The sequence below is a fragment of the Paenibacillus sp. URB8-2 genome (assembly GCF_013393385.1).
Classification (GTDB): Bacteria; Bacillota; Bacilli; order Paenibacillales; family Paenibacillaceae; genus Paenibacillus_AQ.
In genome coordinates, this window is the sequence record NZ_AP023239.1 from 4,187,277 (window position 1) to 4,205,079 (window position 17,803).

At 41.0% G+C, this 17,803-nt stretch carries 18 protein-coding genes, 1 pseudogene and 1 riboswitch; of the genes and pseudogenes, 9 read left to right on the top strand and 10 right to left on the bottom strand.

The genetic code is table 11. The features are described 5' to 3' along the window. Window positions 1-109: 109 nt before the first annotated feature. Window positions 110-1,303, bottom strand: a complete 1,194-nt coding sequence (locus PUR_RS19325; RefSeq protein ID WP_232101570.1) for a cell wall-binding repeat-containing protein — start codon at window positions 1,301-1,303, stop codon at window positions 110-112. Window positions 1,304-1,484: 181 nt separating this feature from the next. Here PUR_RS19325 and PUR_RS19330 point away from each other — a divergent pair, with 181 nt between their 5' ends. The 4 genes and pseudogenes from PUR_RS19330 to PUR_RS19345 all read left to right on the top strand — a co-directional run bounded on the left by PUR_RS19330 (window position 1,485) and on the right by PUR_RS19345 (window position 4,420). Next, window positions 1,485-1,730, top strand: coding sequence for a hypothetical protein (locus tag PUR_RS19330; RefSeq protein ID WP_179036651.1), 246 nt, complete (start codon window positions 1,485-1,487; stop codon window positions 1,728-1,730). A gap of 334 nt (window positions 1,731-2,064) precedes the next feature. Beyond that, complete coding sequence (locus PUR_RS19335) at window positions 2,065-2,523, top strand: helix-turn-helix domain-containing protein (protein WP_179036613.1); 459 nt, start codon at window positions 2,065-2,067, stop codon at window positions 2,521-2,523. 14 nt (window positions 2,524-2,537) lie between these two features. Further along, complete coding sequence (locus PUR_RS19340) at window positions 2,538-3,194, top strand: IS630 family transposase (RefSeq protein ID WP_232101895.1); 657 nt, start codon at window positions 2,538-2,540, stop codon at window positions 3,192-3,194. Between the two features lie 88 nt (window positions 3,195-3,282). Continuing rightward, window positions 3,283-4,420, top strand: a pseudogene (locus tag PUR_RS19345) (IS630 family transposase). A 112-nt stretch (window positions 4,421-4,532) separates the two neighbouring features. Here the strand turns inward: PUR_RS19345 and PUR_RS19350 are convergent. Further along, the gene (locus PUR_RS19350) at window positions 4,533-5,174 is read right to left on the bottom strand and encodes a hypothetical protein (protein ID WP_179036652.1); all 642 of its coding nucleotides are present in this window, start codon (window positions 5,172-5,174) and stop codon (window positions 4,533-4,535) included. Between the two features lie 300 nt (window positions 5,175-5,474). On the opposite strand from PUR_RS19350, the gene PUR_RS26625 reads away from it, so the two are divergent. Next, window positions 5,475-5,615, top strand: coding sequence for an IS3 family transposase (locus PUR_RS26625; protein ID WP_442953850.1), 141 nt, complete (start codon window positions 5,475-5,477; stop codon window positions 5,613-5,615). 176 nt (window positions 5,616-5,791) lie between these two features. Here PUR_RS26625 and PUR_RS19360 read toward each other — a convergent pair whose 3' ends face one another. The 5 genes from PUR_RS19360 to PUR_RS19380 form a co-directional block, all read right to left on the bottom strand. Further along, window positions 5,792-6,025, bottom strand: coding sequence for an SHOCT domain-containing protein (locus PUR_RS19360; RefSeq protein ID WP_232101571.1), 234 nt, complete (start codon window positions 6,023-6,025; stop codon window positions 5,792-5,794). 250 nt (window positions 6,026-6,275) lie between these two features. After that, the gene (locus PUR_RS19365) at window positions 6,276-6,746 is read right to left on the bottom strand and encodes a C40 family peptidase (protein WP_179037999.1); all 471 of its coding nucleotides are present in this window, start codon (window positions 6,744-6,746) and stop codon (window positions 6,276-6,278) included. Between the two features lie 4 nt (window positions 6,747-6,750). Then, window positions 6,751-6,882, bottom strand: a riboswitch (cyclic di-AMP (ydaO/yuaA leader). Between the two features lie 342 nt (window positions 6,883-7,224). After that, entirely contained in the window at window positions 7,225-9,105 is a 1,881-nt protein-coding gene (gene asnB, locus PUR_RS19370; RefSeq protein WP_179036653.1) for an asparagine synthase (glutamine-hydrolyzing), read from the bottom strand. Between the two features lie 128 nt (window positions 9,106-9,233). Further along, entirely contained in the window at window positions 9,234-10,082 is an 849-nt protein-coding gene (locus PUR_RS19375; RefSeq protein ID WP_179036654.1) for a M56 family metallopeptidase, read from the bottom strand. Beyond that, window positions 10,072-10,506, bottom strand: a complete 435-nt coding sequence (locus PUR_RS19380; RefSeq protein ID WP_179036655.1) for a BlaI/MecI/CopY family transcriptional regulator — start codon at window positions 10,504-10,506, stop codon at window positions 10,072-10,074. The genes PUR_RS19375 and PUR_RS19380 overlap by 11 nt, the downstream gene beginning before the upstream one ends. Before the next feature lie 312 nt (window positions 10,507-10,818). On the opposite strand from PUR_RS19380, the gene PUR_RS19385 reads away from it, so the two are divergent. The 3 genes from PUR_RS19385 to PUR_RS19395 all read left to right on the top strand — a co-directional run bounded on the left by PUR_RS19385 (window position 10,819) and on the right by PUR_RS19395 (window position 13,385). Further along, window positions 10,819-11,370 carry a C40 family peptidase gene (locus PUR_RS19385; RefSeq protein ID WP_179036656.1) on the top strand — a complete coding sequence of 184 codons (552 nt, stop codon included), beginning with the start codon at window positions 10,819-10,821 and terminating at the stop codon, window positions 11,368-11,370. A gap of 441 nt (window positions 11,371-11,811) precedes the next feature. Beyond that, a complete protein-coding gene (locus PUR_RS19390) occupies window positions 11,812-12,342 on the top strand; it encodes a DoxX family membrane protein (RefSeq protein WP_179036657.1) in 531 nt (176 codons plus the stop codon). A gap of 476 nt (window positions 12,343-12,818) precedes the next feature. Then, window positions 12,819-13,385: a hypothetical protein gene (locus PUR_RS19395; protein WP_179036658.1), complete on the top strand. Its 567-nt coding sequence runs from the start codon at window positions 12,819-12,821 to the stop codon at window positions 13,383-13,385. Window positions 13,386-13,732: 347 nt separating this feature from the next. On the opposite strand, the gene tnpA is transcribed toward PUR_RS19395, so the two are convergent. The 3 genes from tnpA to PUR_RS19410 form a co-directional block, all read right to left on the bottom strand. Continuing rightward, complete coding sequence (gene tnpA, locus PUR_RS19400) at window positions 13,733-14,206, bottom strand: IS200/IS605 family transposase (RefSeq protein ID WP_179036659.1); 474 nt, start codon at window positions 14,204-14,206, stop codon at window positions 13,733-13,735. Between the two features lie 211 nt (window positions 14,207-14,417). Then, the gene (locus PUR_RS19405) at window positions 14,418-14,708 is read right to left on the bottom strand and encodes an FAD/FMN-containing dehydrogenase (protein ID WP_179036660.1); all 291 of its coding nucleotides are present in this window, start codon (window positions 14,706-14,708) and stop codon (window positions 14,418-14,420) included. Window positions 14,709-14,813: 105 nt separating this feature from the next. Beyond that, a complete protein-coding gene (locus PUR_RS19410) occupies window positions 14,814-15,728 on the bottom strand; it encodes a hydrogenase small subunit (RefSeq protein WP_179036661.1) in 915 nt (304 codons plus the stop codon). 620 nt (window positions 15,729-16,348) lie between these two features. Here PUR_RS19410 and PUR_RS19415 point away from each other — a divergent pair. After that, window positions 16,349-17,489 (top strand): IS630 family transposase gene (locus tag PUR_RS19415; protein ID WP_179033643.1). Its coding sequence is split into 2 segments (ribosomal slippage): window positions 16,349-16,788 and window positions 16,787-17,489, totalling 1,143 coding nucleotides; the frame shifts between segments, so codons are not numbered across the junction. The last annotated feature ends 314 nt before the right edge of the window (window positions 17,490-17,803 follow it).

Genomic DNA, 17,803 nt, shown 5'->3' on the forward strand with positions numbered 1-17,803 from the left:
CAGAAAATCATGTTGTTATATTTCATCATGTTGTGTATGACCATCATGACTAATGTTGTTCATGTCAGTATTCTTGATCATTTTGCTCATGTCTGTAGTTCTGAATTTTTTAATGGCCAGCGTGCGGATTGCCACCGGAAGCAGGCGAAATTTCCAGCATATCATCGATTTCACTTTGTGCGACGTTTGAAATGGTCGAGCTGTCGCCTGTGATCCAAGCATGATTATACGGTCCCTCTGATGGCGAATCCTGGAACTTCGGTTGAAGAGCCGCTGTATATTCCATGACGGAATCCGGCATATTGTCTTTATTAGTGAAAATTAACGGAGCATGTTTACCCAAGTGAGAGAATGGAGCGGCAGCAATGGCAAGCATGGTAGAATCCTGAGTTAAGAACGACAAGTTATGTCCAGGTGTTGTGATTCCCCAGCCAAACTGAGTACCCTTGTCTTTAAACTGAGCAAAGGCAATCGAGTTAGCATATGGATCATTACCAGAAATACGTGTTACCTTCCCATAGGATTTCAGTTCCTTTTCCACGTTACTGGAAACAGCGGATTCTGGTCCAATGAGATAAATAACCGCATTACCTCCGCGTTTATTTAACGCATCCACGGTTGGTGCAGGAATTTCGTCCTTTGTTACGTAAAGCAGAGGTTCAGGCATATGCGCAATCCAGTTTACTGCAGGCAGCGTATATTCCGGGCTGTCCATAGATCCAACCACGACGGCCTGTGGCAGCTCACCCGCAACTTTGGCATAATACGTATCAATCGCTTGGGCTACTGCGGCCGGCTCTTCTCCTTCAATCTTGTCAATCTTCATATCCAGACCTTTTAACTGTTCTTCAACACTTGCAGTGACAGGACCAACAATCACGATTTGAATATTATCATTGCCTTCTGCACCCATCGGGTTCAACCGTTTTAATTCCTCAAGCGTCGCTTCAGGGACTTTATCCTTATCGAAGAAAAGGACCGGGCCATTGCTCGGATGGTGAATCAGATCGGTGCTCACCGCAGCAATCTGCCAGTTGCTTACATCCGTTAACACAACGCTTGCCGGTCTGTTACTTTCGGATACCGCTGTCCAGAGTGTGCGAGAGACCAGAACAGCCGCCTCCACCGGATCGGACGTATTAATCCGTGTTGTATTTTTAGTGCCCACCCAAGGAACAGTAACGGATGAACTATTGGTGTCTTCAGCCTTTGGTTCAGCCGCTTTATTTCCGATTTGGCAGCCGGCCAGAACTGCACTTAAAACTAAGGTCAAACTAACAACTACTAAACCTTTTTTCATCATTTACCCTCCACTTTGAAATGTTAGAATTATTATCACTTTACCTTAAAAATATGTAGAAATTATGTAGAATCCTTTTGTAATAATAATTATTATTAGGTTGGAACTAAAATCAAAAAAAGTCAGGTATGTACGTTAACCCAAGGCTCATAACATACAATATAAACAAGCAGGGGTTGTACTCATGTCCAACTGGATAATCGCAGCCATCTTCTATACTTTTATTATTGGTTGGTCGTTTGGCTTTATTTATCGGTTCCGTTCCACCATTACGGGTACCATTGCAATGATTTTACCAATGGTATGTGGGATGATTTTCGGCTTTGGAAGTAGAACAATCATTGGGATCGCATTTTCATCGAACTTATCCCTATCATTATTGACTAGTGTTCTAATCGGCATACTCGCTGGAGGGATCATCACTCTTTAATCCATATCGGAGCATTTCTGAACGGGGCTCTATCTTGCATGATGGCAGGTATGATGGGGACGATGCTCATTGTAATGTTGCCTTCGTCAGAGTGGGATCGAGTAATTTTTATTTTTATGGTCTTCAGCGGTATTCTCCAATTTATTCATACCCTAATGCTCCAGGGACAAATCGAGGAAGCTGTTCTGAAACGCTCCCTTTGGATCTTTCGCACTCCATTACTTATGTTTCTGGCTATCACTACTTTAATTTATCTTTACTCCACTAGTACCTTGACCTATTTTTATTCTAGTTTTATGCTCTTTCTATAAGAAAAATATGGGAGGGCAAGCAAATGAACAAAAAATACGAGGTTCGGCTTGAGCCGAAAGAACGTGAAAGAATTGAACAACTTCTTCATGCCGAAACGACATCTCCCGGCATTCGCCGCCGCTGTCTCGTGCTGCTTCTTTCGGATGAAAATCAAGGTGCTATTCCCAAGCAGACTGAAATTGCCAGTCGTTCAGGAGTCAGTAATGCAACCGTTTTTTACACCGTTAGAGACTACTGTACCCACGGACTGGAGCAAACGCTCTGTTACCGCCGCCGTGCTGAACCGGCACGCCCTTCACCGATCACCGGTGAGGTGGAAGCCCGAATTATTGCATTAGCCTGCTCTGAGCCTCCAAAAGGGTATGCGCGCTGGACGATTCGTTTGCTAACGCGCCGAGTCATTGAGCTGAATATTTTAGAATCGGTCGGACGAGAAACCATTCGGACGACTTTAAAAAAACGAAACTTAAGCCTCACCTGAAAAAACAATGGTGCATTCCCGCCAAATCGAGCAGTGAATTCGTCGCTCGGATGGAAGACGTCTTAGAGACCTATGCCCTGCCTTATGACCCTGAAATCCCGCTCATTTGTATGGATGAACAGCCGATCCAGCTGCTCGATCATTCGCGCCCACCGCAACCTATGAAGCCAGGACAGGTTCTGCGAGAAGACTACGAGTATGTTCGCAAAGGCAGCTGCAGCCTGTTTCTGTTCACGGAGCCGCTCGCCGGGTGGCGTCACGTGCAGGCTTCGGAAAGACGCACAAAATCCGATTGGGCTCTGCAGATCCAAGAACTGCTGGAGGTCCACTACCCAGAGGCGAAACGGGTTCGGCTCGTGATGGATAACTTGAATACCCATACGATCTCGTCCTTGTATGAAACCTTTCCGCCTGAACAGGCGTTGGCTTTGGCAAAACGGCTAGAGATCCATTATACCCCTAAGCATGGAAGTTGGTTAAACATTGCTGAGATAGAACTCAGTGTAATGACGATCCAATGCCTGAACCGCCGAATCACCTCTATTGAAGAATTGCAGGGCGAGGTGTCCGCTTGGGAAACCGAACGCAACCGAATTCAGAAATCTGTCGATTGGCAATTTACCACGGAGCAGGCACGAGGCAAGTTAAAGCATTTGTATCCTGAAATTTGATCTGGTCAAGGTACTAGTACAGCATCAGAATTAAAATAGTTAACTTTTGGTAGATATGATATAGTCGAGAGAAAAAGAGGTATCGACTATGAAACTACGTGCATATGCGGTTTGCTTGACCCCGGATCAGCAGAAAGAATTACAAGGGGTGTGCTCAAAGGGAAAGTGGCCGCACGCTCACTCCGGCGAGCACAAATTCTGTTGTGGGCGGACGAGAACCGGGTGGGCGGCAAGCTTTCGGACACCACCATTGCGGAGCAATTACACATCCACACCAACACGGTATATCTGGTCCGTAAGACCTTTTCGGAAAAGGGATTACAGGCTGCTGTCGAACGAAAAAAGAGACTGACACCGCCAAATCCTCCAAAGGTTACCGGCGAACTGGAGGCGAAAATCATCGCGCTCAGTTGCAGTACTCCGCCCGCTGGAAGAAGTCGGTGGACCCTTCGACTTTTAGCAGACAAGACCGTTGAACTGGGTTACATTGACAGCATTTCGTACGACACGGTGGACCGCATTTTAAAAACGAACTCAAGCCCCATCTTCGTAAGTGTTGGTGCATTCCACCGAAGCAGAATGCAGCGTTTGTGGCAGCCATGGAAGATGTATTAGAGGTCTACCATTTACCCTACGACAGCGAATGTCCCGTGATTTGCATGGATGAGAAACCGTTCCAACTGCTGGATGACGCTCGAAAACCGATCCCGATGAAGCCCGCCAAGCCGCTGCGTGAAGACTCCGAATACGTACGTCATGGGACCTGCAGTATCTTTATCTTCACTGAACCGCTTGTGGGCTGGAGACACGTCAGCGTTCGTCCTCGCCGCACAAAAATGGAATGGGCGGAGCAAGTTCGAGAACTGTTAGACGTACATTACCCGAGTGCACCCAAAATTCGTTTAGTGATGGATAATTTAAACACGCATTCGATCGCCTCGTTGTATGAAGCCTTTGAACCGGAAACCGCCTTGCGTCTAGCCAAACGGCTCGAAATTCATTACACCCCCAAACATGGCAGTTGGCTGAACATTGCTGAAATTGAGCTGAGCGTAATGACGCGCCAATGTTTAGCAAGACGAATTCCGTCAATAGAAGAATTAGCAAGCGAACTGACCGAATGGGAATCTGCTCGTAACGCTTCTCAAAGAGGTATAGATTGGCAATTCACTACCGAAGATGCACGGATAAAACTTAAAAGGCTTTACCCACAATTTAAAGACTGATGCTGTACTAGCAGCTCATCCGACACTATAATTCGAAAAGATAGGTCAAACCAAAAACAGCAAGAAACTATCCTTCAACCAACAAACAATAATCATAAAAGTCATGATATCATTAATATGAAGTAATCCTCGGTGTCCCCAAAGCCATATACCATTTCTTGAACTCGGATGAGTAATTCGTAAGTATTTGCAGGTTAAACTTTTCATCTTCAGCCATAACTGAATTATGAAAAAGCCCAGAGTAATAACTGGTATACAATTGTTGGCCGTTTTGATCAGATTCTACTTCGTAAGCAGAGATGTACAGCAAAACAGGATCCAACAAAGCACTCATTTCTCTTCCCTCAATCATCCATCCCTCAATGCTGATATTCCAAAAACCAACAATCCCTAATTTCTCCAGATTTGCAACTGTATCTTTCATCCATGATTCAGCTGCAGGTAGTGCCTTTAGTCCGCTGACGCGATTTTGAAGCACTAAGGAGCACTTTTTTCCATTGTTATCATCTATTGGACTCTGTACATGCTTATCTGCATATAACTTTGCGGCTAAAGACTCTAATTCCGCTTTATCACCTTCAAAACTAACACTTGTAACGATCGTTCGCTCTTGATCCGACAATAGCTCATCAGCCAATTGTGACAAAAACTGCAAGTCTTCAATGGTTTCAGAAATGACATGTGGCTTACTGGAGTTAACGCTCATGGCGGCAGTTGTAGCAGCCAAAATCAGAAAAGTAAGTATTTCGCTCAATCATTATACCTCCATTTACCAATAGATGGACTCGCCCATCTATTTTTGTTAAGCGTTAGAATTAATACTACTTTACTTTAAAATTATGTGGAAATCATGTAGACAGGATTCTAGTCGAGGATAAATACTCGGATGCAAAATATTCAGACATAGAATAAGGAAACTATATAACCAAATAAAGCAAGCCATCCATATCAAGCATCATAACATCGAGTTAAATAATATCAACGGAATTCTTCTTGATAATAGATCATATTTCTTGTCCTTTACCAGCCTCTTCAACCTGGGATCCTTTCCTTCATTAAAAAATCCGGATTAAGTTCCTCATATTTCCATTCATCTGTCGAACTTCAGGACTATGTTCATTGGTTTAATTATCACCGAATCCACGGTACATTGAGGTATCTTACTCCTGTACAAGCCAGAAAAGCGCCCTCATAATTATTGTTCAGTTTAGGGTTGACTATCCATTAAGAACGAAGCGGATGGTGCTGCTTGATATAACTAGGGTAGGAAATGTGGAAGCTTTAGTGGAGCAGACGTCTACTATCGTAATCGAGCCTGATAAGCGACATGAATTAAACAGGAGCCTTCTACGTAGCAGGCCCCTGTTTAATTCAAGTCTGACTTTTATTGTCCAATAATTTTCGTCTATGATTAAACTCTTCATCACTGAGTTCACCATTGGCATAACGTTCTTTTAATATCATGAGGGGTCCATCATCCACTCTGTATTTCCTCATTAGCAATCGGATAACTACATAAATTGTTATGCCAATAGCAATGATCAGAAGAAGTAAACCAATCACCATGATGAAGCACATCATGGTCATCTTGGAACCATACATCATTGCACATTCCTCCCATCACTAGCATTTTCATTTCGCAAACCAATTATTCCCTTAGTTCCAAACTCCTTAAATGCGAAACGAGCCTTAGAAGCTATTCATTCGTAAAGCCCCTATTTATTTTTATTTTTGAAATGAGTATTACTGCATTCTATCTGTCCCCAACAACTCTCCACCACTCTCTTAGGGCCTTCAAATGAAAAAAGACAAGCCCGTGTGAATAAACACGAACTTGCCCTTATTGTCCTATTGGTTAGTCACTTATCATTGTTCGGAAACTCTTATCATTCACCACTCGCCGAGCGGTAACGTAACGATTTTGGTAGTATGATTCCGATAACTTACTTATTCTTACTCCTTTGCTGCTGGAGGCGTGTGCAAACTGATTATTACCGATATAAATTCCTGCATGAGATACTCCCTTACCGAAGGTATTAAAAAACACCAAATCACCTGATCGCAAATTTTCTTTAGCTACCGGAGTTCCTTCCTTGGCCTGGGACTGGGATGTACGCGGAAGACTATTTACATTAAACTTTTTCATTACATATAAGATAAACCCTGTACAATCGAACCCTGAAACAGTAGTTCCTCCCCATAAATATGGGGTTCCAATTACTTGTTTCACTGTGCTTTGAAGCTTGATTTCACTTGCAAAGATTGTGGGTGCTGTTGAAGTAAATAAAACTGCAGCTCCTATTAGAGAAATGATGACTTTCTTCAGAACCTTATTCTCCCTTCAATGCCTACGGAGTTAGCTGAGGGTTCGGTTAAAGGTTCCCTATACTCTCTTGATTACAAGAATAATTCACCCGGAATGGTTCCCCCGTTTTCAAAACGAAATTCGGCAGCAAGTTAATATTTTGTAACTATTTCTACTTTATAATATTTAGAAGACGCCTGTCAATACTTTCTCTTACTCGTTTGTTTTATTTTCGATCCACATAGTTCCTACATATTTTTGTAGTACAATTTGCTCTAAAATCTTAATATAACAAGGAAAGATAAGGCAATGGGGAATATCAGCTACTTACGAGTAAAAATCCTTTCTACTACATTTCTATCAAATACAAATAAAGATATCTAAAACTAAAAGCAACAAAATTGTAATGACTATTCACTTTTTTCGTTTACGACCCTACTAGTCAATGATATGAGAAATCTGATAATTAGTCCAAAGACCCATATCCTGCCTTACTATCTTAATTTACCAAAGCACGCTTTATAGAAGACTGCTGGATATACAAAGAATGCCACAACGAAAAAATATAAATTGTCCAAATCTTGCGGGAGTAATCCACTTTTCCCCTTCGATGTTGTTTCAGCATCTCTTTAACATAGATTATTTGAATCCACTGATCAATTCCACTGTTCTCGATTTGCTCGATCATGATGTCACCAATGGAAGTTTGTAACCACTTTCTTAAGGGTACAGGAAAGCCCAGCTTAGGACGGTCTAACACAGGAAAGGGAACTATACCTTCTAAGGCTTTGCGCAGCACATATTTAGTAGTTCCTTTTGCCACCAGTAGAGAGGCAGGAATTTTTCGAGCAATTTCAAAAACCTCTTTATCAAGAAAAGGAACGCGGACTTCTAAAGAGTGAGCCATACTCATCTTATCCGCTTTCATTAATATATCACCGGGCAACCAAAGTTGGAGATCTATTAACTGCATGCGGGTTATGTCATCCAGATTCTTATGTTCCTCATAAATGGCTCTCGTGATTTCCGTCGTAGGTTCCCAGTTTTTATATAGGTCAGGATGAAAATTTAGGACCATCCTTTTTTCATCTTCCGAAAAAATGTTGGCATTTCCGAAAAAGCGCTCTTGCAAAGGGGTCAGTGCTCTTCGGATATAATTCTTTCCATAAAATGAGAAAGGGATTTCACCTACATATTGTTTTAATCGTTTTTTTACTCCTGCAGGCATCCACGATAATGGTTTTAGCGAGTGAGGCTCCCTATAAATGCGATATCCACCAAACAATTCATCGGCTCCTTCACCGGACAGTGCCACAGTAACCTGTTCCCCTGCTAATTGTGCTAACCGGTAAACGGCAATGGCCGATGGATCTGCAATGGGCTCGTCCATGTGCCATACAGCTTTCATGGTATCTTCAAAAAAATGTTGAGCCGAAATCAGTTCCTCGAAATGATTTGTTCCCAGCGCTTCGGCGATTTGTCTAGCAACCACATTTTCATTTTGTTCTCCTTCAAAACCGACTGAAAAGGTTTTAACCGAACGTTGACTCGCTAAGAAACTTGCTATCGCTGTAGAATCAATACCACCAGATAAAAAGCTTCCTAGGGGGACATCACTCTGCGTGTGCAGTTTAACCGAATTCCTAAGACTGTATCTAATTTCTTCGATAAAGGTCTCAAGCGGACGATCCTCTGCTTCAAAGCTTGGCTCCCAATATCTCTGTTTTGTGATTCTTCCCCTGGAATCTATTTTCAAAAAATGACCTGGCTCGAGTTTACTGACTCCACGAAACATTGTAGCTGGCTGCGGAACGTATTGAAGTGTGAGATAATGCAGTAAACTTTTAGGATCGACTGCCGGATTAATATCTTCCACCGCTATAATACTTTTAATTTCCGATGCAAATACAAACTTCTTATGATCCAAGTAATAATAAAATGGCTTAATGCCAAAGTGATCCCGGGCAGCAAACATTTGTTTGTTTTTCCGATCCCAGATAGCAAAAGCAAACATTCCACGTAACTTATCTACACAGCGCTCCTGATATTCTTCATATAGATGGACAATAACTTCAGAATCAGTATTCGTTTGGAATCGGTGTCCCAATCCCTCCAATTCTATTCTTAAGGACTGATAATTATAAATTTCACCGTTAAAAATTAGCCAAAAGGTTTGGTCTTCATTGGATAGTGGCTGACTTCCATTCGATAAATCAAGAATTGATAATCTGGTAAATCCTAAACCGACCTGATTATCGATGATTCGGATTCCGGTGTGATTAGGGCCACGGTGCTGCATCATATGGGTCATTTTCCTTAACATGGATACAGTTGGCCCTTGGTCATTTTCAAATCTCATAATCCCTGCAATTCCACACATAAAAAAGTCCTCTCCTTATTTATAAACTACATATTGTAGTTTAATATACAACTTAAAGCACCTTCTTCAGTTGGTTAACCTTATTTCATAAACTACAATGCGTAGTTTTTAACTTTCAAGAAAAGCGGCTAGCTGCAGCCGCTTATGATAATGATGCTAAGCAATACAAATAGAATGGATGACATAACCACTGGGATTATTTCTAATACAGGAATTTTAATCTTAGCCTTCGGTTGAACCAGCTTTTGAATTCGATAATTAATTGCATCATCAGCGAAACCAACCCCAATAGGTCGTTTTTGTTTACTTCTGGAACATTTATAGAGCACACAAGCTAATTCATACGGTGATTTCATCTGACTAACCGCAAACTGATCCGCTTCAATTTCAGTCCAGACCATAATATAATGAGCTAGCTTTTTTAAGATGGGAACAAACGGTAAACTATTCTTAATGAGATGAATGATCAGTAAGCGAAGCGGATCAAACTTTTGAGCGTGGTTGTACTCATGTAATAAAACAGCAAGAATTTCGTGTTCTGTAAACTCTTGAACAAGCTTTGATGAAAGCACAATTTTCGGCCTGAAAAAACCCGAAGTGAGAGCTAATAACGAATCACGGTGAATGACGACAATCCGTCCATCTATAAAATCATACCGTTTATTAAGCCTGTTAGTTAAAGTGATATCACATTGAGTTTGCACAACCTTATTCCACTGTCGTTCTAGTCTGATCTGCTGATAAACCATGATTATGACTACAAAGAAGCTATACAAGATAATAATATTCAGTCCGACGAAAATCACTTGATGTAATATCGTCCTCTCTGCCAATGCAGAAAGACAATATTCCAGCAATCCCCATATTGGAGAATATCCTCTAAACTCATGTAAAACATATAAGATCATTTGACTCCATATTAGTAAACTAATAAGGATCATCAAACTAAGAGCCACTTGATGCTTTTTAATGCTCATTATCATTAACACCTTTGCGCCACTGCTCCAAGCGAGCCTCCAACAGCTTCATTAGTTCTGGGTCGGCCTCCTGTACAGCATCAACCATGTGGTTGACCATTAGGCCCCCAAAATCATGAATAAGTTCCTCGGTCACAATTCGCGTTTGCTCATTTATAAATGCCTCTTTACTTTGGATGGGTTCAAAATAACTGTGCTTAAACCTTCCCTTACCTACGGTTGTTTTCTTGAGATGACCCTTTTCAAAAAGCCGATTCATTACTGTCATCACAGCATTGTACGACAGCTCTTCTTTGAGAAGAGATTGTACTTGCTTCGCCGTGACTTTTGAGTTAGCCCAGATAATGTCCATAATTTGAGATTCAAGAGATCCAAAAAAGCGGTTTATCCCTTCTCCTTCTAAATTAATACGTTTAACCAACACGTTTTACCCCCTTCTCTCTAGATACTTTTGGAATAGAGAACTACTTAAAGGAGTATCTTCCAAAAGCTTATCTCCCCAAATAATCAACATAACGACTAATAAAACAAACAATAACATAATCCATTTCGTCATAATAGGACCTTGTAATCCTCCTGCATGTTTTAACTACTACACATTGTAGTTTCTTTTAGATCTATAGTCAACGGATTAGTGCTTAAAGTTATAATTACCAAAATTTATATATCTACAAACGTTTTAAAACTATGTTATGATGTGTCCCATATTTATTACAACCTGTTGGAGGGATAGAACATGAAGAAGAAGTCATTTATTTTCGTAGCACTAGCTGCCTCAATTTCTTTTGGTTCACTGAATGTTTCATCTATTTCCGCAGCAAGTCAATCTACAGCTGTCCAAACTAGTAATCTGCGAGAAAATGTGATTAACAGTGGAATGAAATATTTGGGCACCCCCTATGAATTTGGTTCCAGTCGCAGTAATACACAGACTTTTGACTGTTCCGATTTTGTAAGACAAGCCTACAAAGAAGGTACAGGAGTTACCATACCTCCCGATTCACGTAAACAAGGAGCTTACGTTAAGGAGAATGGCTCGCACACAAAAAACTGGCAGGAATTAAAGCCCGGCGATATCATGTTTTTTATGTCTTATCGAGGAAATAACGAGTCCTCTTACACAGGAATTGATAAAAATACAGCCCGAATCACCCATAACGGGATCTACCTAGGCAACGGAAAAATACTCCACACTTACTCCAAAAAATCCGGAGGTGTAAGGATTGATAATATCCCAGGGACTCAATGGGAAAAACGATTTCTATTTGGTGGGAGCACTCTTAATTAAATAATTTAATAAAAACAAGTGTCTAAAATTGTATTATATATAGTATAATCACCTTCGATTCCTATTGGAGGTGAAATTAAAAAATGAAGAACCGCAAGAAGTTTATCCTGATTCTAATTTGTAGTTCAATATTACTAATTAGCGCAGCAGGATGTAGCCAAACAAATAATAATCAAAATCAAGGGAACATGCAGAATATGGATCATAGCAACATGCAAATGGAAAATAACAATTAAGAAAGTCTGTTCTAAAAACAGACAAAATCAGCAGCCATTTATCTGAAAAACGGATAAATAGCTGCTTGTTTTATTTATGCCAGATAGCTCAATGGTACCTTATTTGTCATGAAGTATACATTTTTAACACATTGTTTCTTCATACTTTTTTCTTATAATACGCATGAAGGGAAAAATTTCATATAAAAGAAGAGGATGATGAATCATGTTTTTTCGTTTTTTGAGGAAGAATGTATTTGCGGCTGGAGTATTACTCCTTCTGAGATTGATAGTAGGTTGGAAATGGTTAGAATCCGGATGGGGAAAACTAACGGGTGATAAGGCTTTTGATGCAACTGGTTTTTTAAACAATGCGGTCTCCAAACCGGTTCTGGACAATGCGACGAAAGAAGTCCTTTACCCCAATTTCACCTGGTTTATTGAGTACTTTGCGCTTCCTAATGCAAAACTGTTTAACTTCCTCATTCCGTTGGGCGAATTTTTAGTTGGCTTGGGCTTAATCCTCGGTATTTTGACCACGGCAGCAGCATTTTTTGGACTGTTAATGAATTTCATGTTTTTGTTTGCCGGAACTGTGTCGGTCAATCCATGGCTTATCCTACTTGGAAGCATAATCCTAGTGGCGGGAGCCAATGCAGGAAAATTTGGAGGGGACTTTTATGTACTTCCTTTCCTACGTAAAGTCCTTCCTTTTTATTCAAAAGACGTTGAAAATATTAAAACAACAAGCGTCTGAATTGTATGACTTTAACTGCTTGTATAAGCAACGAGGTGCTCCCGTTGTGGATCCTATGATAGATTATATCATTTATTAATCCTTACAGAAGTTAGAACGTGCCGACCCATGGTTCATTCTTGGTCGGCACGTTTTCTTCTTTTGTCTGTTGAAGAAGTTCAAGCAATTTTAAACAGACGAAAAGTAACTGAATCCTTCAAGTCACAGACGAAAGTATAGTGACTAACATGTGCCCCTATTTTTATACCATACACCAAGATGTGTTCCAATTATAACTTCCCACAGAACGCTCCCCCATTAGCTGTTTTCCTGCATAACTTTTCATCATTTTAATCATTTCCTGACTGTTCTCATCGTTCAACAAGGTAATTTACCACCAGACTGTTTTTTCACAAGATTATCATTAAAACTACATGGTTTCTCTATACTTTTTCGCTAAACTGGACCTACAAATTCCATTGAAGGAGGAAAAATGAATGGCTGTACAACTATCTTCATTAAACAATTTGAATATTAATCCCGACTTAGTGCATAGAGCTCTTAATACCGGTAAAGGAGACAGCACGTTAATTTCAGATTTTATTAATCAGGCTTTAAAAAGTTATGTTAACAAATCCAAATTGGAGGTTCGTGGGTTTACAGAAACGATGTTCTATTTTTCTAATCAAGAGGTAAAGAAAATCTTCGTAAAATCCATTGTAAAATACGAAATTAAACACAATCCCTACGATCATGTCAACAATCCGAATTTTAACGGCATTGTGTATCCATCCACTCTTTTTGAAGTTTTTATCACGCCAAAAGCAAATATATTGGTACAAAAATCGATTGACCATGAAATTCAATTTTGTAAGGGCCAAATCATTAATGAACAAAAAATGTTTCGAACGACTGACTTGATTAAATCCTCTGGCGCGGAATATGCAAGAACCCTTCTTCCTTCACCCTTGTTCAAGTTAGTTGAGAAAGCTTACCTACAACTTGACACGGCACGTATTCCATTAGAATTGGATACTGATTATTATCAAGAGTTAGAACTATGACCAATAAGGAAGTATGGTTTTAGTGATTAGTCAGGGTATATTTTACGGCTAAAAGCTTAGTTTTCACATTATCAAACTGATGATTTCAACCGGAAATCTGGGTAGTACTTATTAATACGAACGCTGGGTAATTGCCCCCCAATTACACTCAACAGTAGACGGAAGAGTTTAAGATTGTGGTGGCAAAAGCGTTTTAGAGGCATCAAATCAAAACCACCCGTCCAACGGGTGGTTTGCTCTTGGGGTATAACCCCTTGTTGCCAAACTGCACCTAAAGACGCTAGCCTGACCATAAATTTGTTCAGGCTCAGTGTAATTTGTCAATTCCACTTACCCGTTAAACGGGCTTATTTCTTTTTGTTCCTTTTGTCGCTAAATGGATCTTCGTACTCTTTTACACTCAGTTTATCTATAGCTTGGTCATGTGCTTCTTGTTCTCGAATGTATTTTGCTACGGTGGCTTCATTTAAACCCACGGTGCTCACATAGTACCCTTCCGCCCAAAATTTTCGGTTCCCATATTTATACTTTAGTTGGGCATGCTTCTCAAAGATCATGAGCGCACTTTTTCCCTTCAGATATCCCATAAATGCCGATACTGAAATTTTGGGAGGTATGGCGACCAGCATATGTACGTGATCTGGCATCATGTGACCTTCTAAAATTTCGACTCCCTTGTACTTACATAGACGTTTGACTATTTCGATTACGTCTTTCCGCACTTGATTATAAATCTCTTTCCGTCTATACTTCGGGGTGAATACAATGTGGTATTTGCACATCCACTTTGTGTGAGCTAAACTATAGCTCTTGTTTGCCATCTAAGACCATTCCTTTCTTTGAGCCTGAACATCTCAATTTTATCGGAATGGTCTTGTTGGTCAAACCCTCGATCCCTCCACCCGCATAGCGGGTAGTTTTTTGTTTCGCGCGTTTCACGCACTCAACTGGCTGAAGCCATAACAAAAATCAGACTCTCTGTTGACAAGAGAGTCTGATTGTTTTCTGCTTTTGAGCACCAAGTTGTCCCGTTCACTGACTTGCAGTTGTCGAACTGTTCATCATGTTCTGCATGGAGCCATTCATCATGTTCCCCATCATACCGCCCGCTTCGCCATTCATCATGCCGGACATACCTTTCCCATTGCTCTTGCAGTTGTTATACATCTCCTGAAGCTGCTGCTCCGATACATCCGGATGCATTTGCTTCATCTGAGGGAGCATTTCTTGAAAGCCCTTGTCTTTATCCGTTGCGGCGTACACCGCTGTACCCAGAGCAAACACCATGGTAACTGCTGCCAATACAATCCAAGTTTTCTTCATTTTCTTTCGCCTCCTTGATTATATCTTACCTAAGAGACGTGTAGGTTTTATGTAGGAATTATGAAGAAGTTATAAAGTTGTTTCTACCTGTCATATGCATCATATTCAGCACTTTTCACTAGTTAACGGATTAGTTGGAAAACTTGCATTTGCACATCCAATGCATGGATGGTCAACCTCTACACACCATCCATTTCCGTTATTCCATTTGAAGGATGGACATACATTGTTAGTCATTGGCCCTTTACAGCCAATCTCCATATAGCATCCATAGATACCTGGCTGCGATACCTTAGGAGTAGTTATTCTAGGGCATACATGGTGAATCATTGTTCTATAATATTTAGTTGGTCTATTAGACATATCCAATGAAGGTGTCCCTATTAAGATAAGATCAAGCAAAGTTTGTATTAAAACCGTTGGATGAACTGGACAACCTGGGAGGTTAATAATAGGATTTTTAGTCTTGCCGCTTAATAATGATTTTACCGATACAGCAGATGTTGTATTCGGGGCGGCTGCCGGTACACCTCCAAAAGAAGAGCAGGTTCCTGCTGATACTATATACTTAGCCATAGGACCATATTTAAGTATTGCCTTCATCATTGTAATCGGTTGTCCATTTAGTTCACCAATCACACAATAATATCCGTTTTCTGCAGTTGGTATTGCACCTTCAACGACAAGTATAAATTCTCCGGTATACTGATTAGCTGCTTGATCAAGAATTTGTACAGCACTTTCCCCTACTGTAGTCATAAGAGTTGTAGTATACTTCAAACTAACTTTGTTTAACAGTACATCATCGATCGTTGTTGGATTAGTAACGTTTAAAGTTGATAGTGTACATCCTGAACAACTTGCGCCATTAAGCCAAATAACCGGTGGATCGGTTTCTGCTGCAAGCACGGTATTTAGTCTATCGATATCAAGATCAACCTTTAGTGATACTGCAGCTGCTACAGACCATTTAAGAAAATCTCTTCTGCTAATCTTCATCATTTCACTCCCTCGGATCATTGTATTTGTCAGGTATTCAATATTTTCCCGGTTGCTCCAGACGACTTAGTACCGAAACATAAGTATATAAAACGCTCGTCCTTTCTATTCGAAAATTGGTAGGATTAGTTTTCTTGTAATTGTAAACTAATACCCTGAACACCCTCGTTGAGGACAGATTTAAAACTAATTATAAAATACTTTTTTTAACAATTCCCAATCAGGATCATTGTAAAATAAGCTTGTGTGGATTCTATGGAGAAACGATGTTTACACAAAATATTTACATTAATGATATAAAAAGGGGTGGAATAAGTGTATCAGAACCCATTGAATTTATCGCTGGGAAGGGGTGTAGTAGCGCCCTCCTTTAGGGGGAGTTACTTGGAAATCCGAATTCCCGGCTTTACCTCATTTATCCCGATAACCGCGAGAAGGAAGTTCAGGCTCAACTGCTCCGCCCTTCCCTCCAGCAAGAAAAAATTCCAAGTATTTCTGATATTTTATTTTCTGATTTACGCTGCGATTGCGATGCTATGTGTAAATACGGGGTATCTTTAGAGGCTCTAGTACAGCATCAGAATTAAAATAGTTAACTTTTGGTAGATATGATATAGTCGAGAGAAAAAGAGGTATCGACTATGAAACTACGTGCATATGCGGTTTGCTTGACCCCGGATCAGCAGAAAGAATTACAAGGGGTGTGCTCAAAAGGGAAAGTGGCCGCACGCTCACTCCGGCGAGCACAAATTCTGTTGTGGGCGGACGAGAACCGGGTGGGCGGCAAGCTTTCGGACACCACCATTGCGGAGCAATTACACATCCACACCAACACGGTATATCTGGTCCGTAAGACCTTTTCGGAAAAGGGATTACAGGCTGCTGTCGAACGAAAAAAGAGACTGACACCGCCAAATCCTCCAAAGGTTACCGGCGAACTGGAGGCGAAAATCATCGCGCTCAGTTGCAGTACTCCGCCCGCTGGAAGAAGTCGGTGGACCCTTCGACTTTTAGCAGACAAGACCGTTGAACTGGGTTACATTGACAGCATTTCGTACGACACGGTGGACCGCATTTTAAAAAAACGAACTCAAGCCCCATCTTCGTAAGTGTTGGTGCATTCCACCGAAGCAGAATGCAGCGTTTGTGGCAGCCATGGAAGATGTATTAGAGGTCTACCATTTACCCTACGACAGCGAATGTCCCGTGATTTGCATGGATGAGAAACCGTTCCAACTGCTGGATGACGCTCGAAAACCGATCCCGATGAAGCCCGCCAAGCCGCTGCGTGAAGACTCCGAATACGTACGTCATGGGACCTGCAGTATCTTTATCTTCACTGAACCGCTTGTGGGCTGGAGACACGTCAGCGTTCGTCCTCGCCGCACAAAAATGGAATGGGCGGAGCAAGTTCGAGAACTGTTAGACGTACATTACCCGAGTGCACCCAAAATTCGTTTAGTGATGGATAATTTAAACACGCATTCGATCGCCTCGTTGTATGAAGCCTTTGAACCGGAAACCGCCTTGCGTCTAGCCAAACGGCTCGAAATTCATTACACCCCCAAACATGGCAGTTGGCTGAACATTGCTGAAATTGAGCTGAGCGTAATGACGCGCCAATGTTTAGCAAGACGAATTCCGTCAATAGAAGAATTAGCAAGCGAACTGACCGAATGGGAATCTGCTCGTAACGCTTCTCAAAGAGGTATAGATTGGCAATTCACTACCAAAGATGCACGGATAAAACTTAAAAGGCTTTACCCACAATTTAAAGACTGATGCTGTACTAGATAAGATTTCAAAGTTCGGTGCAGTCCGCTGACAAAAGAAAAAGGAACTGACCATAAACTCACTGGGAGTTAAATGGCAGTTCCTTACTCTTAGTATTAATGTCCTTTGAGCCGTTTATTTTAAACATTATTTTCCGTTTCTATTGTGCTACAACCACAAATTTTTCTTCATCACCAGTCTTCGGTAAGATCCAATTTTCTATTGCAAACATCGCAGTGAACTTCAATGATTAATCCAATACCTGTTGGAATGAATGGGTACCCAAATTTAGCACCTGTCGTATCGACCGCCTTACACGAGTC

Bases quoted from the DNA above. Each gene is read 5' to 3' on its own strand.
- PUR_RS19325 (WP_232101570.1), bottom strand. From the start codon at position 1,303: ATGATGAAAAAAGGTTTAGTAGTTGTTAGTTTGACCTTAGTTTTAAGT.
- PUR_RS19330 (WP_179036651.1), top strand. From the start codon at position 1,485: ATGTCCAACTGGATAATCGCAGCCATCTTCTATACTTTTATTATTGGT.
- PUR_RS19335 (WP_179036613.1), top strand. From the start codon at position 2,065: ATGAACAAAAAATACGAGGTTCGGCTTGAGCCGAAAGAACGTGAAAGA.
- PUR_RS19360 (WP_232101571.1), bottom strand. From the start codon at position 6,025: ATGATGTATGGTTCCAAGATGACCATGATGTGCTTCATCATGGTGATT.
- asnB (WP_179036653.1), bottom strand. From the start codon at position 9,105: ATGTGTGGAATTGCAGGGATTATGAGATTTGAAAATGACCAAGGGCCA.
- PUR_RS19375 (WP_179036654.1), bottom strand. From the start codon at position 10,082: ATGAGCATTAAAAAGCATCAAGTGGCTCTTAGTTTGATGATCCTTATT.
- PUR_RS19385 (WP_179036656.1), top strand. From the start codon at position 10,819: ATGAAGAAGAAGTCATTTATTTTCGTAGCACTAGCTGCCTCAATTTCT.
- PUR_RS19390 (WP_179036657.1), top strand. From the start codon at position 11,812: ATGTTTTTTCGTTTTTTGAGGAAGAATGTATTTGCGGCTGGAGTATTA.
- PUR_RS19395 (WP_179036658.1), top strand. From the start codon at position 12,819: ATGGCTGTACAACTATCTTCATTAAACAATTTGAATATTAATCCCGAC.
- tnpA (WP_179036659.1), bottom strand. From the start codon at position 14,206: ATGGCAAACAAGAGCTATAGTTTAGCTCACACAAAGTGGATGTGCAAA.
- PUR_RS19405 (WP_179036660.1), bottom strand. From the start codon at position 14,708: ATGAAGAAAACTTGGATTGTATTGGCAGCAGTTACCATGGTGTTTGCT.
- PUR_RS19410 (WP_179036661.1), bottom strand. From the start codon at position 15,728: ATGATCCGAGGGAGTGAAATGATGAAGATTAGCAGAAGAGATTTTCTT.